7 protein-coding genes and 1 pseudogene are annotated in these 14582 nt (G+C 73.9%); all 8 read right to left on the minus strand.

The annotated features are described in order from the left end of the window. Positions 1 to 59: 59 nt before the first annotated feature. The gene (locus tag AADR41_RS37495) at positions 60 to 2792 is read right to left on the minus strand and encodes a lantibiotic dehydratase (protein WP_342286570.1); all 2733 of its coding nucleotides are present in this window, start codon (positions 2790 to 2792) and stop codon (positions 60 to 62) included. A 54-nt stretch (positions 2793 to 2846) separates the two neighbouring features. Next, positions 2847 to 4153: pseudogene (locus AADR41_RS37500) on the minus strand (SagB family peptide dehydrogenase). Between the two features lie 14 nt (positions 4154 to 4167). Then, positions 4168 to 6132, minus strand: coding sequence for a TOMM precursor leader peptide-binding protein (locus tag AADR41_RS37505; protein ID WP_342286572.1), 1965 nt, complete (start codon positions 6130 to 6132; stop codon positions 4168 to 4170). Further along, positions 6122 to 8242: a TOMM precursor leader peptide-binding protein gene (locus tag AADR41_RS37510; protein WP_342286574.1), complete on the minus strand. Its 2121-nt coding sequence runs from the start codon at positions 8240 to 8242 to the stop codon at positions 6122 to 6124. The genes AADR41_RS37505 and AADR41_RS37510 overlap by 11 nt, the downstream gene beginning before the upstream one ends. A gap of 4 nt (positions 8243 to 8246) precedes the next feature. After that, complete coding sequence (locus AADR41_RS37515) at positions 8247 to 10148, minus strand: AfsR/SARP family transcriptional regulator (RefSeq protein ID WP_342286576.1); 1902 nt, start codon at positions 10146 to 10148, stop codon at positions 8247 to 8249. Between the two features lie 12 nt (positions 10149 to 10160). Next, positions 10161 to 10409 carry a hypothetical protein gene (locus AADR41_RS37520; protein WP_342286577.1) on the minus strand — a complete coding sequence of 83 codons (249 nt, stop codon included), beginning with the start codon at positions 10407 to 10409 and terminating at the stop codon, positions 10161 to 10163. Positions 10410 to 10679: 270 nt separating this feature from the next. Next, positions 10680 to 13268: an ABC transporter permease gene (locus AADR41_RS37525; protein ID WP_342286579.1), complete on the minus strand. Its 2589-nt coding sequence runs from the start codon at positions 13266 to 13268 to the stop codon at positions 10680 to 10682. Continuing rightward, entirely contained in the window at positions 13265 to 14053 is a 789-nt protein-coding gene (locus AADR41_RS37530; RefSeq protein WP_124722917.1) for an ABC transporter ATP-binding protein, read from the minus strand. Before AADR41_RS37530 ends, AADR41_RS37525 begins: the two co-directional genes overlap by 4 nt. Positions 14054 to 14582 lie beyond the last annotated feature (529 nt).

The following is a 14582-nucleotide window of genomic DNA, read 5'->3' on the forward strand; positions in this document are numbered from 1 at the left end:
CCCCGCCGCCACCGGCAGTGCGGGGGCGGCGGTGGCGGTCCGGGCGGGTGGCGCCGTACTCATGACGGGTCGGTCCTTTCGACGGGGGCGGCGGTCTCCACCGCGAGTTCGGCGACGTGGCGGCCCCGGCCGGAGACGGTGTGCAGGCCGTTCTCGTCGGGGAGCATCTCCCGGAACACGACGCGCGCCCCGGCGGTCTTGATCAGGGCCTCGAACGCGCCCAGCGAGAGCGGGCTGTCGAAGTCGACGTAGGTGGGCTTGGCGCCGGTCGCACCGCGCGCCCCGCTGTCGGCGATCGTCGCGAAGACCCGGTCCGGCAGTCCGTGGGTCCGGCGGAACACCTGCCAGTCCAGGAACCAGGCGTCGTCCGCGGCGCCGGGGGCGCGCAGCGGCAGCACGGCGGCGGGCGCGCTCCAGCTGCGGCGGTCGAGCACCACGCTGCCGTGCCGGACCCGGGGCCGTCCGGTGACCCCGCCGGCGGCCGCGCCCTCGGGGACACCGCCCCACACGTTCAGCGGGGACATCGAGGTCGGCGAGAGCAGGAGCAGGGTGCGGGGCAGTTCGGGCAGGGCGAGCGGGACGAGGTAGCCGAGGTAGACCGGCACGACTTCCTTGCCGAGCCGGGTGGAGCGCAGCACCAGCCGGTCCTCGCCGGGGTCGTGGACGAGGTGGAGGTCGTCCAGGTGGATGCGGTTCGCCTCGGGCAGGGTGCCGCGTTCGCCGGGGCAGACGATCTCGTACTCGGTGAGCCGGCCGTGCAGGTTGAGGTTGCTGGTGACGGGCCCGCCGGTGACCTCGGCGAGGACGGCTCCGCCGGGCAGCAGCTCCGCGGTGGCGGCGAGGAGCTGTTCGTCGAGGCCGTCGAAGAGATGGGTGAACCTGCTGAACGGGAAGGACACCCCGCCGTAGGAGCGGTTGAGCACGACCAGCGGGTTGCCGGGCCGGTCGGCGATCTGCACGTGGTGCGCGAGCGGGGCGAACCCGCCGCGCAGGGTGTCGAGTAGGGCGGCCACCTCGTCCAGCAGTTCGCCGTCGACCTGGATCTCCTCGCCGCCGGCCGGGTCGGCCTCCCAGTCCGCCCACAGGGCGCGCATCCGCTCGACGAAGGTCTGCCGGGCGGCGTCGAGGGCCTTGAGCTGCGGCAGCGCCAGCCAGTTCTCCTCGGGGACGTACGTGCCGTCCGCGTCGAACGTGGTGCGTTTGGCGGTGAACGACATGTACTGGTCGAAGAAGTCCTCGTGGAAGTCGTGGACCAGTTTCAGCAGGTCGTCGCAGCGGCCGCCGCGCCCGTACCGGGCGAGGAAGAAGCCCTTGAACGTGATGCGCTGCGGCAGGGTCAGGTCGAAGGCGGGCAGGACGCGCTCCACCGCCCCGAGCGGTGCGGCGGCCAGCCGTTCCCAGGCGGCGGCGGAGAGTTCGGTGTGCCGCCCGGCCGCCACGTCCTCGTAGAGCAGGGTCTGCGGGACGCGGGCCCCGTCCGCGCCCAGCTCCTCCTCCTGGACGAGGCGCAGCGAGGTGCGCAACTCGCCCATCAGCGCCCGGCGTCCGGCCGGGTCCGCGCCGGCGAAGGCCGCGACGGCGGACGCCGGGTCCGCCAGGCGCCCGGCGAGCCGGTCGGCCCAGGGGCGGCCGAGGCCGCGCAGCGAGTCCTGGAGGGCGCCCAGCGGGTCGGTGTCGTGGACCTCGGTGCGCAGGCACGGCACCTGCACCATGCCGATGTCCAGCAGCGCCCGGAGGTACTGGGCGCACTCCTGCGGGTCCGCGTCCCGGTCCTCGGCGAGCCAGTCGGCCAGTTCCCCGTACCGGAGGGTGGTGCGCTCCTCGAACAGGCCGAGGAGGCGTTCCAGGGTGCCGCTGCGGCGCAGGAAGAACAGCCGGTCCTTCACCGCGTCGAAGGTGACGGCGGTGTCCTCCTCGCCCTGGGTGATCCAGCGGCGGACGTAGCGGACCCGGTCGTCGTCACGGCCCCAGCCGGAGGCGGGGGCGACCGGCAGGTCGGCCCGGCGCGCCGGATCGGCGACCACGGCCTCGATGAGCCGTCCGATCGCGGCGACGTTCAGCCGCAGCCGCCCGTCCCAGGTGTCCTCGACCCGGACCCGCAGACCCTGGTCGCCGTCCGAGAAGGTGCCGAGGGCGACCCCGGTGAAGGTGGAGAACGGGCTGGTCTTGCAGGCCGTGCGGTACAGGTACGAGAGCAGTGAGCGTTCGATCTTGCGCTGCCCCTTGTCCGGCGGGACGGCGGCGTCGGACCGTACGTACGCGTCCAGCCGGGCGTCCAGGTCCGGGGAGGCGAGCGGCAGCGCCCGGCGCAGCCGCTCCTCCCCCGCCAGGGCGCGCAGGTGGGCGCGGGCCCGGACGGTCTCCTCGGCGAGCAGGGCGGCGCCCGCCGCCCGCCGCTCCTCCAGGCCGCGCCGGCCGGCCAGCCAGGAGGCGAGCGCCTCGCCGGCCCGGGGGCCGGCCGCCGCGTCGAGGCCGCGCACCAGGCAAAGGGCGTGGTCGGCGGCCGCGGGCCGGGGCAGCCGGTTGTTGAAGATGTCGCGGCGCAGCGCGAGCAGGGTGCGGCGCAGCGTCTCGTCCTCGCTGCCGCCGACCAGGTCGTGAAGCAGGTCGGCGAGCCGTTCGCCGTCGGCGCGCACCTGTTCGGTGGCGCGCAGGACGTCGTCGGCCCAGCGACGGCTGTCCGGGCAGCGCAGGCCCCGCACGCTGTCGAGCGGCAGTCCGGCGACCCGCAGCATGAAGCGGGGGCGGGTGACGGCCGCGGGGGCGGCGGTGGCCGGGTGGTCCGGCGTCATGGCGAGGTCTCCCCTTCTCGTTCCGGTCGTCGTGTCGTGGTGCTCACCGCGCCCTCAGGCGATCTCGTACCGGAAGTCGGCCGGGGCGGGCCGCTCGTTGCCGATCATCATGATCAGCAGCGGGGCCTCGCCGGTGCCGTCCAGGCCGAGTTCCTCGATGTACGAGATGTTGTCGAAGCCGAGCGCGACACCGCAGCCGACGCCGAGCGCGGACGCGGTGGTGTACGTGGTCTGGGCGATCGCCCCGACGACGGCGTTGACCAGGCGGTAGCCGCGGTCCCCGACGGCGTCGAGGACGGCTTCGGTGCGGACGGTCGGCACCAGGACGGCCGCCGCCTGCTCCAGGTTGTAGTTCGACAGGAAGTAGTTCTTCTGGAGGAAGGCGCCCGGGGCGCCCGCCTTCACCAGGCACAGGGTGTGCGCCCCGGGGTCGTACTCGTACGCCCCCGGCTCGATCCCGTCGACATGGCCGACGAACGCGTAGAGCTTTGCCAGCCGCTGCCCGCCGGTGTCCCCGCCGATCGTCGAACCGGCCGCCGAGGCCGCCAGGCAGGCCGCCAGCTGCCCGGCGGTCATGGGGTGCCGGTGGTGGCGGGGCCGGACCACTTCAGCGGGACGACGGCGAAGACGCCCTCGTCCGCCGTGTCGACGCCGAGCAGCCGCCCGAGCCGTTCCTCGTCGAACCAGAGCGCGGGCTCGACGCCCAGCCCGCGCGCCCCGGCCCACATCCGCCAGGTCTGTACGCAGGCGCCGATGTCCATGGTCACGGCGTGGAAGGAGAAGTTGTTGTACTTGAAGGCGTTCTGCCAGTACTTGACGGACAGGACGAGGTACTGGTCGGTGTCCGGGCCGGGCGCCCCGTCGCCGAGCGCCGCCCGCACCTCGCCGGTCACGTCGCCGGTCAGCAGCCGCCGCATGGCGTGGTGCCGGGCGGAGTAGTAGTGCACCCCGGGCGGTACGGGGGCGCCGGGCCCGGAGACCCAGTGCACGGCGACCGGGTAGAGGCCGCCGCCGGAGGCGGTGCCCCGGGACCAGTTGGCGAGCGGATAGAACGGCAGCGCGTTCAGGTCGGTGTTGGCCTGGACGCCGAGGCGGCGGCCGGTCAGCCCGTAGGAGTCGCGGAGCATCCCGGACAGCAGCGGCAGGTCGAACGCGCCGTCCCCGCCGGCGGGCCGGGCCAGTCCCCGGTCCAGGTCGGCATCGGCCGGGTAGCCGCAGTCGGGCAGCGGCAGGCTGTCGGTGCCGGGGTAGAACTTGGTCTTGCGCGGCCCGTCCGACCAGTTCGGTACGAAGTCGGCGGGGTCCATCGGGATGCGGCCGCGATGCAGGATCGCGGTGGCGTATTCATGGGCGTACCCCATGGCGGGCTCCTCGGTCACGGGAAGGGGTGCGGTGCGGGGTTGAGGTCGGCGTCGGTCAGGTCGCGGTCGCGCAGCCCGGCGGCGCGCAGCGCGGTGCGCAGCCGGTCCATGCCGAGGGCGCGCTGCCGGCTCCGGCCGAAGTCGATCGGCAGCAGCCCCGGCACCAGGACGCCGACCGTGGTCAGGCCCAGTCCGCGCTGTTCCGGCATGGTCTGGTCGACGACGATCACGTCGAAGCCGTCGGCGGTGACGGCGTCCACGCACCGGGTCAGGTCCTCGCGCAGGTCGTCGGAGACCGGGAGCACCGACCCGTTCCCGTACAGCTCGTCGAAGGAGTGCTTCGGCGGGCGGGGCGCGCCCGGTACGCCGGTCAGGAAGTGGGCGTGGTGGCCCATCTCGGGCAGCCCGTAGACCAGCGGGTGGTCGTGCAGCGCCTCGACCCGGTCGAAGTCGGCGGCCATGGCGCGCAGCCGTTCCCGGTCGCGCTCGGTGCGGTGGGCCAGGTTGACGGCGTCGGTGGCGATCTCGCAGAGCGCCCCGGCCAGTGCCGCCTCCGGGTCGAGCCCGGCCCCGGCGCCGAAGCACATCAGGCCGGTCCCGCCGTCGCGGCGCACCGCCACCCCGGTGACGACCGGGACGGGGAAGGTGATCCGGGTGTCGAAGAAGCGGGCCTCGTAGCCGTACATCTCCAGCCGGTCGATCATCTGCCGGGTGGCGGGACGGCGGCTGGTGGCCGGGTCGATCTCCGGCAGCGCGGCCCGCCCGTACCAGGTGAGCAGGAAGGCGTCGCGCTCGATGACCTCCATCAGCCCGAAGTAGACGGCCTCCTCCAGGCAGCCGCCGGAGGCGCAGCCGTTGGAGCTCTCCTGGACGAAGCGGTTCTCCAGCCCGGGGGCGTGGTAGTACGTGAGGACCTCCGGCACCAGGACCGTGCGCCGGTCGCGCAGCGACCAGCCCTGGACCCAGGGGATGCGCCGGTCCGGGGTGAAGGGGACGACCCGGGGGTTGGCCCGGTGGAAGGCGTCCGAGTACAGCCCGCAGGTCCGGGGGTCGAGGGCGTGCTCGCCGCGGGCCCGCAGGGCGTTCAGGGAGTCCGTCGTCGCGGACCGCTTGGCCCGGGACCGCATGCCCGCGTACCGCTCCAGCCCTTCGAGCACCCCGATCCGCATGGACTCGGCGTAGCTGTCGGCGTGGCCGCCCCAGAACGTCTCGCGCAGGTACTCGCCGGAGCGCATGGAGAAGCAGCCGATGGTCGCGGAGGTGGAGGTGGAGGAGACGTCCTGGACGACGGACGGCCCGAGCGAGCCGCACACCGGGTTGGCGTAGGGCTCGACCGGCAGGTCGTACGCCCCGATGTCCCGGACCCGGAAGCCGCCGGGGCGGCGCTTGGGCGCGGGGCGCAGCACCAGCTCCGCCGCCCCGGCGGTGTCCGGCTCGCTCGTTCCGCAGCGCGGGCACTCGGGGTCGGGGACGAACGGGTAGTGACGGACCGTCAGCGTCTCCAGGTCCACCAGGTGGACGGCCGGGCGGGCCCCGGTCCGCGGTCCGGTCCCGGCCAGCCGGGCGGCGACGAGCGCGGCCAGGGCGTGCACGGCGAACGGTGTGGGGTACGGGGACTCCCCGGCCGCCCGGGTGCCGGAGCCGAGCTCCAGCGCCTCGCGCAGCGCGACGGAACGGACCGCCTGCCAGCGGCGTTCCAGGCACCGTACGCAGAGCGGCGCCATACCCGCGCCGGGCGCGAAGGGACCGACGACGGCGTGCCGCCCGTAGAACCGCACGGGCACGGCGGGCACGGTGCCGGGGGCGTACGCGTCCGCCGTCCCGGGTATCTCGGCGAAGGCGTCGCCCACCCCGAGCGGGGCCACGTCCAGCGGGGGCGGGGTGCCGTGCCGGGCCAGCGCCTCCCGGAGCGCCGCCGCGAGGGCGTGCGCGGTCCGGGCCGGTGCGGAGGTCTCCCGGGCCGGGGCGTCAACGGGCATCGGAGCCGCCCTCCGCGTCCGCCGCACCGCCGTCCGCGGTCAGCAGCACCCGGGCGGTGCTGATGCCGCCCGCGGCGAGGTCGGCCGGGGTGGTCGGCACGTACAGGGCGTCCCGGCCGGCCGCCCGCAGCGCGTACAGCACCGCTTCGAAGGTGGTGTCGGGCCCGTCCACCGCGACCGGTTCCCCGGCCGCCGCGACGCTCGCCGCGGCCAGGTCCCGGACGAGCGGGTCGCCGGTGTCCACGGGGGTGCCCGGGTCCTCGGCGGCCAGCTGTGCCTGCCCGAGCAGGTCCCGCAGCGCCGCGCAGGCCGCCGCCCGGCGCGAGAGCCCCGCGCCGACCGCCCAGCGGCCCCGGGCCGCGCCGCCGTCGGCCTCGCGGGCCAGCACCACCTGGGCGGTGCTGCGCGCCTGCTCGCCCAGGTCCAGCAGTTCCACGGCGAGGTCCAGGTTGGCGGCGGACTTCAGCAGGAACACCAGCTCCGGGTCGTCGCCGTCGGCCGCGACCGGCCGGACCTCGGTGGCGGAGCGGACCGCCCGCAGCAGTGCGTCGTGCGCGAGCGCCGACATCAGCCCGGTGCCCGCCGCCTCCCGTGCGTCGGCCCCGGCGCCCGATCCGGCCGCCGTCGCGAGGTGGACGCGGTCCCGGTTGTACGCGCCGAAGGGCCGTACCGCCGCGGCGGGCACCCGGACCGTCTCCCCGCCGGTCAGCGAGGTGGCGGTGATCCAGGCGGCCGGGACCGCGCCGGTGCCGCCGCCGGTGGTCAGCGCGTCCGGCCCGAACGCCCGGCCCGCCGCCGCGGCCTCCGGCGCGTGTCCGGCACCCGGCTCGCTTCCGGCACCCGACGCCGATACGTCGAGCGGCACCACGTGCTCGACGTACACGGTCGCCGCCGCGTAAAGGGCGCGCGTCCGCGCCCCCGCCAGGTGGTGCACGTCGAAGGCGGCGATCCGGCGCCGCTCCCCGGCGCCGAGCGCCACCTCGATCCGGCTGATCTTCAGCGGGGTCTGGGTCAGCGACTCGTCGTCCCAGCTCCGGAAGATCCCGGTGTGCGGGCGGACCATCGCCGCGCCGCGCCGGTTCAGTTCGTCGACCAGCCCCTCGGCGTCGCGGGCGGTCTCCACGGTCGCGGTGACCGGCAGGGCCAGCCCGCCCGGCCGGGCCGCGGCGGCCCCGGCGGCGACCGCACCCGCGCAGCGCGCGCAGCGGGGGTGCGGGGCGACCGGTTCGGCCATGACGTCCAGCGAGGCGAGGTCCTGGATCAGTACCTGGCGCTCGGTCTCGGCGGGCAGCGCGCCCGTGGTGAGGCGGAAGATCTCGTACCCCAGGAGGTTGCCCACCATCGCGGCGACCGGCCCGGTCACGGTGTCCGCGGCTGCGGGCACCGCCCCCGCCGCCGCGCTCCACAGCTCGGCCGCCGCGCCCGCGTCCACGTTGCCGCCCAGCCGCAGCACGGCGCAGGTCCAGCAGCCGGTGGAGGTGGCGGTGGACCGCGGGCCCACGACCAGGCGCTCGCCGAACAGCCAGGCGGGGATCAGGGTCCGGCCCTCGGGCACCCCGGCGGCCAGCAGCCGGTGGGTGCGCGCCCCGGCCCCGGCCCCGGTCACCACGACGACGTCGTAGCCGTCCAGCCCGGTCCAGTCCGCCCCGGCCCCGGCGCTGATCCGTTCGGTGTGCGCGGCCGCCCGGCCGGCCTCGGCGGTGACGTCGTCGAACGCCGTACTCGTACCGATGCGCACACAGCCGTTGCGCAGCAGACTCAGCGCGCACCAGCGGGCGGTCTCGTCGTCGCCGAGCACGGCGACCCGGGTGGCACGGAAGCGGGCGAAGCGTTCCGGTGCCTCGTCGGTGTAGTGGTCGATGTAGGCGATCTGCGCGGCGAAGCGCTCGGCGACTTCGTCGTCCACCGGGGCCGGTCCGGTGGCGGGCGCGGGCACGTCGCGGGCGAAGTCGCGGGCGTAGAGCGTCCTGACGAGTTCCGCGGCCATTGCCCGCTGGCCGGGACCAGGCCGCGCATCCGCCGCGACGTGCTGTTCACCGAGACCCGGGGCGGGGTCGGCCGTCGGCGCGGCGTCGGGGGCGCGCTCGGTGGTGGCGGCGGTCTCGGCCATGGGGTCACACCTTCTCTGTGCGGCGGATGCGTTCCTGGTCGGTTCTTCGCGCGTGGGCGCGGAGCAGTTCGTGGATCCGGTACGGGCCGGGCGGGCCGTCCTCCAGCAGCCCGGCGTCGGCGAGCCGTTCCAGCACCGCCTCGGTGGTGCCCGGGACGTCGTCGGCGGTGAAGGAGGACCCGGTGCCGGTCGCGGCCCGGCGGAACGCCTCGGACAGCCTCGGGTCGAGCCGGGCCAGCGCCCCGTCGAGGACGGCGGTCACGGACAGGCCGGGGGCGTCGGGGAGGGCGAGCCGGGCCAGCGGGTCGTCGCCGAACCAGTCGACGGCGTCGCCGAGCGACAGGGCGGGCCGGGTGAGCAGCCGGGCCGTCAGGATGCGCAGGGCGAGCGGCAGGTGGCCGCACTGCCCGGCCAGCCGGCGGGCCGCCTCCGGTTCCGCCTCGACGCGTTCGGCTCCGAGGACGGAGACCAGCAGGGCGTACGACTCGGCCGCGGTGAACACGGAGAGCCGGTGCACCCAGCCGCCGTGCGTGGCGACGAGTCCGGCGAGACCCATCCGGCTCGTGACGATCACCCCGCCCCGGGCCTGTGCGACGGCGGACAGCAGCGGGCGTACCTGGTCGGCGTCGACGACGTCGTCGAGGACGAGCAGGACCCGCGCACCGTCCGTGTCTCCCGCGCCTCCCGCACCTCCCGCGCCGAGGGCCGCGTACGCCTCGGCGGCGAGTTCGGCGGTGGGGCGGGCCTCGCCGTCCGGGCGGGTCGCCCGGACGACCGGCCGCCCGCCGGGGAAGGCGTCCCGCATCAGGTGGGCGACGTGGTGGGCGAGGGCCGACTTGCCGACGCCGGGGGCCCCCGACACCAGGATGATGGGCGGGTGCCGGTCGGGGTCGGCGGCGTACGCGGTGAGCCTGGCGGTCATCGCGGCGGTCTCGGCCTCCCGGCCGGTGAAGTTCGGCACCGGCCGGACCGCGGCAGCCGCGGGCGTACCGGAGGGTGCCACGGGCACCGCGGCCACATCACCGACCGCCTCCTCCACCGGAGTGGGAACCGGGGCCGGAACCAGGGCCGCGGCCGGAGCCGGCCGCAGCACCGGCACCACCGCTCCGTCCACCACCCCCGCCCCGGGGAGCGAAGGCAGCGGCGCCCGGACGCCATCGGGCCCCAGGTCCTCGCCGCGCAGGATCGTGAGTTCCAGTTGCTGGAGGGCGGGCGAGGGATCGACCCCCAGCTCGTCCAGCAGGAACTCCTTGACCCTCCGGTACTCGGCGAGGGCCTGGGTCTGCCGCCCGGTCCGGTAGAGCGCCTCGATCAGCTGCTCGTGGAGCCGCTCGTGCCCCGGGTATACGCGCGTAGCGGTCCAGAGTTCGACGAGCGCCTCACCATGGCGGCCGAGCCCCAGCAGCAGGTCGCAGACCCGTTCCACGCTCCGTAGCCGCTCCTCGGCCAGGCGCGGCACCTCGTCCCGGTGGAGCACGTCGGAGCGCACGTTGGCGAGCAGCGCGCCCTGCCACAGCGACAGCGCGTCCTTCAGTTCGCAGAGCTCGGTCTCCGGGTCGTGGGAGAGCAGTACGGCGCGGCGCACCTGGTCCCGGAAGCCGAGCAGATCGAGCGTGTGGGGTTCGGCGGTGATCCGGTAGCCGCCGGGGACCGCCTCGATCGACGTCTCGGTCACACCGTGCTTGGTGAAGAGCCTGCGCAGCCGCAGCACACAGGTCTGGAGTGCGGCCTTGGCGGTGGCCGGCTGTTCCTCTCCCCATACGGCCCGCTGGAGGTAGTCGGCGGACACGACGGAGTTGGCGCGCAGGAGGAGCGCCGCCAGCAGGATCGTCGGCTTCGACGGCGGGAGCACGACGGCCTCGGAGCCGTCGGCGAGGGTCAGGGGACCGAGCAGCTGGAACCGCATCGGGGGCGGGCCCTAGTCCCAGCCGTTGACCAGCTTGCACACCGGGACCGGGGCGGACACCGGGAGCTGGGCGAGGATCGCCTCCAGGTCCTCGCAGGCCCGCGGGGCGCCGTGCGCGGGACGCGGTCCGTCCGCCGAGGGCCCCTGGGCGGCGGAGGCCGCGGGGGCGCCGAGCACGAGCGAGGCGAGGGCGATACCGGTGACGGCGGCGGCGGTACGGGTCACGATGGCCGGCCGACGTGAGAGCGAGGAACTGAACACGTGTGTCCCCTTCGACAGTGGCGTCCCGCCGGGGGTGTCCCGGCAGGACGACGATGCCAGCGGGGAAGGCGCGGCAGCAGAGGCGTCCGTGTCAGCTTGCTGCACAGGTCACGGCAGCATCGTGCAACCGGACGGCATCCGTCCGGGCAGGGGCGCAACGCGGTGCCCCGTACGGCCCGGCGGCCTTGTAGGGGCATACGAAATCCGGCCCCGGGGTGTTTGGAGGAACACCCCGGGGCCGGAACGGTCAGTCTACGCGGGCCGCCCGCGTCACCCGTCGGTGGCGATCGCGTTCAGGACGTTCATCCTGCCCGCCCGGAACGCCGGGACCAGGGCCGCGAACAGTCCGACGAAGGCCGAGGCGACGAAGACCGTGAGGATCGTCGGCCAGGGGATCTCCAGGACGCCGAGGCCCTCCAGGGCGAGCAGCTTCTGGGCCGCCGTGCCCCAGCCCATGCCGAGGCCGAGACCGAGCAGGGCCCCGAAGACCGCGATGACCACCGACTCCAGGCGGATCATCCGGCGCAGCTGGCGGCGGGAGAGCCCGATGGCCCGCATCAGGCCGATCTCCCGGGTCCGCTCGACCACCGACAGGGCCAGGGTGTTCACCACACCGAGCACGGCGACGACGATCGCGAGCGCCAGCAGGCCGTAGACGATGTTCAGCAGCTGGCCGATCTGGTCCTTGAGCTGCTGCTTGAAGTCGGCCTGGTTCTTCACCTCGTACTGCGGGTACTTGGCGAGGGCGTCCTTGAGGCCGGCGTACGCCTCCTTCTCCTTGCCGTCCACGGCCTTCGCGAACATGGCCATGTTCTGCGGCAGGGTGTCGGCGGGGACGTAGCGCGCGGCGGTCGTGATGTTGGTGTACATCGCGCCCTTGTCGATGTTGACGTCGTCCGAGGTGATCGCGGCGACCTTCAGCTTCGCGGTCTCACCGCCCTTGAACGCGACGGTGATCCGGTCACCGACCTTGACGTGGTGCTCGGTGGCGTACGTCTCGCCGACCGACATGGCGTCCTTGCCGTACGCCTCGGAAAGGTCGCCGGAGACCGTCTCGCGGCGGACGTCGTCCTTGTACGTGGGGTCGGCGGCGACCAGGGCGTCCTTCGCGGTGGTGCCGTCGGGGGCGGTGAGCGAGGCGCTGACGAACTTGTACGAGGTGACGTGCTCGATGTCCCCCGCCGTCCCGACGGCCTTCGCCGCCTGGTCGACGATCAGTCCGCCGCCGCCACCGGCCGGCTGGACGATGAAGTCGGCGCCGACGGACTTGTCGAGCTCCTCGGTGGCCGAGGCGACCATGGAGGAGCCGACGACCGAGAGGCAGGCGACCAGCGCGAGACCGACCATCAGGGCGGCGCCGGTGGCTCCGGTGCGGCGCGGGTTGCGCAGCGCGTTGCGCTCGGCGAGCCGTCCCACGGGGCCGAACATCCGCAGCATGACCGCGCTCAGCACCCGGACCACGAGGCCGGCCAGCAGCGGGCCGATCACGATGAGACCGATGAGGCTGAGCAGCACGCCCACGCCGAGGAGCAGCGAGCCCTCGCTCGACTTGTCGGCCCTCGTCGCGGCGAGGAGCGCGGCGCCGCCACCCAGCGTGAGGACCAGGCCGATCGCGGCCCGGACCCGGCCGGCCCGGCCGTCCGCCGGGGTTCCGGCCTCGCGCAGGGCGGCCATCGGGGAGATCTTCCCGGCGCGGCGGGCCGGGAAGTACGCGGCGACGACGGTGACGACGATGCCGAGCACCAGGCCGACCACCGGGGTCGTCCAGGCGACGGTGAGGTCGTCGGTGGACAGCTCCATGCCCATGGCGCCCATGAGCTTCATCAGGCCGACGGCGAGGCCGACGCCCGCGCCGACGCCGAGGAGCGAGCCGACGACGCCGAGGAACAGCGCCTCGATCAGCACGGACCGGTTGACCTGCTTGCGGCTGGAGCCGATGGCCCGCATCAGGCCGATCTCGCGGGTGCGCTGGGCGACCAGCATCGAGAAGGTGTTGACGATCAGGAAGATGCCGACGAGGAGGGCGATCCCGGCGAAGCCGAGCATCGCGTACTTCATGACGTCGAGGAAGGAGCCCATCGAGTCCTTGTTGGCGGCCGCCGCCTGCTTCTGCGTCTGGAGCTTGTACGCGGAGGTGTCGCCGAGCGCGGTGGCGACGTTCTTCTTCAGCTGCTCGTCGGCCACGCCCGGTTCGGCGGTGACGGAGATCAGGCTGAAGACATCGGGCCGGCCGAGCAGCTTGGTCTGGGCGGTGGCGGTGTCGAAGTAGACGACCGCGGCACCGGGGTTGGTGACCTTGAAGGTGGCGATGCCGCTGATCCGCGCCTCGATGTCGCCGTTGGCGGTGATGGTGCGCAGTTCGTCGCCGAGCTTCAGGTGGTGCTTCTCGGCGGTGTCGGCGTCGACCATCACCTCGGTCGGGCCGCGCGGTCCGTGGCCGGAGGAGATCTCCATCGAACGGAGGTCGTTGCGCGTCCAGTTGCCTGCGATCGTCGGGGCGCCGGTGGTGGAGCCCATGTTCTTGTCGTGGCTGTCGACGACGGTGACGGACATGCTGGAGACCGCGCCCTCGGCCGACTTCGCGCCGGTGGCCTTCGCGGCCTTCCCGACGGCGGACGCGGGGATCGTGACGGGCTTGCCGTTCTCCGGGAGCCGGTCGTCGTCCCCGGAGGTCTTCGGGCTGACGGTGACATCGGCCGCGGTCACCGCGAAGAGCTTGTCGAAGGTGGTGTTCATGGTGTCGGTGAAGACGAGGGTGCCGCAGACGAATGCCACCGACAGCAGGACGGCGACGGCGGAGAGCGCCATGCGTCCCTTGTGGGCGAAGAAGTTCCGCCGTGATGTCTTCCAGACGGTCATGACGTCCGCCCGCGCGAGTCGAAGTCCTTCATCCGGTCGAGGACCTGGTCGGCCGTCGGGCTGTGCATCTCGTCGACGATGCGTCCGTCGGCGAGGTAGAGGACCCGGTCCGCGTAGGAGGCGGCCACCGGGTCGTGGGTGACCATGACGATGGTCTGGCCCAGCTCGTCGACCGACCTGCGCAGGAAGCTCAGCACCTCGGCGCCGGCCCGGGAGTCCAGGTTGCCGGTGGGCTCGTCGCCGAAGATGATCTCCGGGCGGGCGGCGAGCGCCCTGGCCACCGCGACGCGCTGCTGCTGGCCGCCGGAGAGCTCGGTGGGGCGGTGCTTCAGCCGCTCGGCGAGACCGACGGTCTCCACGACCTGCCGCAGCCAGGCGGCGTCGGGCCGGCGGCCCGCGATGTCCATCGGCAGCGTGATGTTCTCCAGCGCGTTCAGCGTGGGGAGCAGGTTGAACGCCTGGAAGATGAAGCCGATCCGGTCCCGGCGGAGCTGGGTGAGCTTCTTGTCCTTGAGCCCGGTGATCTCGGTCTCGTCGAGGAAGATCTGCCCCGAGCTCACGGTGTCCAGGCCGGCCAGGCAGTGCATCAGGGTCGACTTGCCGGAGCCGGACGGGCCCATGATCGCCGTGAACTGCCCGCGGGCGATGTCCACGTCGACATGGTCCAGCGCGACGACCCGGGTCTCCCCCGCCCCGTACGCCTTGACGACCTGCCGCGCCCGCGCAGCGACGGCCGCGTTCCTTCCAGTGCCCCCGTGCCTGGGAGTGGCTACAGCCGTTGTCACGGTTTATCTCCTATGTCGGTCATCGTGCGGCATGTGTCGGCGCACGTACAGAGTCTGGTGTCGGATGCGGGTCCGGCGCACTGGTGCCCGGCGCAGTTCCCGGGTGGGGTTTTCCCCACCCTTTCCCCCCGGTTCCCCACCGCCCCGGCGCTCGGATTCAGCCGCTTTCCGTGGTGTAGGAATACGTTAAGGAACGGGCCCCCGCCGTCACGTCCTCCGCCGGGAGGAACCGCCCCTGCCCAGTTGTAAGGAGCTCCCCCTAAGGGTCTCGACCCACGGGTGGAGACCGGTGTCAGGGGCTTCGATCAAAGGTGTACCGGGGGCCGCGTCGGAAGGCCGCGTTCACAGCCGGACGCCATCTGCGGTTCACCCGGCCTCACACAACTGAGCCATTACCGCTGGTAATTCGCGCCACCCATTCCCCAACTACCGTACCCACGAGTAATGTTCGCGCATCCGCACGCACCCGCACTCCTGCCTTGCCGCCCGCCCCAGGACCCGAGCCATGCAAGGAGCAGCACCCCGATGT

It is taken from the genome of Streptomyces sp. CLV115, assembly GCF_038448545.1.
Lineage (GTDB): Bacteria > Actinomycetota > Actinomycetes > Streptomycetales > Streptomycetaceae > Streptomyces > Streptomyces sanglieri.

Bases quoted from the DNA above. Each gene is read 5' to 3' on its own strand.
- AADR41_RS37525 (WP_342286579.1), bottom strand. From the start codon at position 13,268: ATGACCGTCTGGAAGACATCACGGCGGAACTTCTTCGCCCACAAGGGA.
- AADR41_RS37495 (WP_342286570.1), bottom strand. From the start codon at position 2,792: ATGACGCCGGACCACCCGGCCACCGCCGCCCCCGCGGCCGTCACCCGC.
- AADR41_RS37510 (WP_342286574.1), bottom strand. From the start codon at position 8,242: ATGGCCGAGACCGCCGCCACCACCGAGCGCGCCCCCGACGCCGCGCCG.
- AADR41_RS37515 (WP_342286576.1), bottom strand. From the start codon at position 10,148: ATGCGGTTCCAGCTGCTCGGTCCCCTGACCCTCGCCGACGGCTCCGAG.
- AADR41_RS37505 (WP_342286572.1), bottom strand. From the start codon at position 6,132: ATGCCCGTTGACGCCCCGGCCCGGGAGACCTCCGCACCGGCCCGGACC.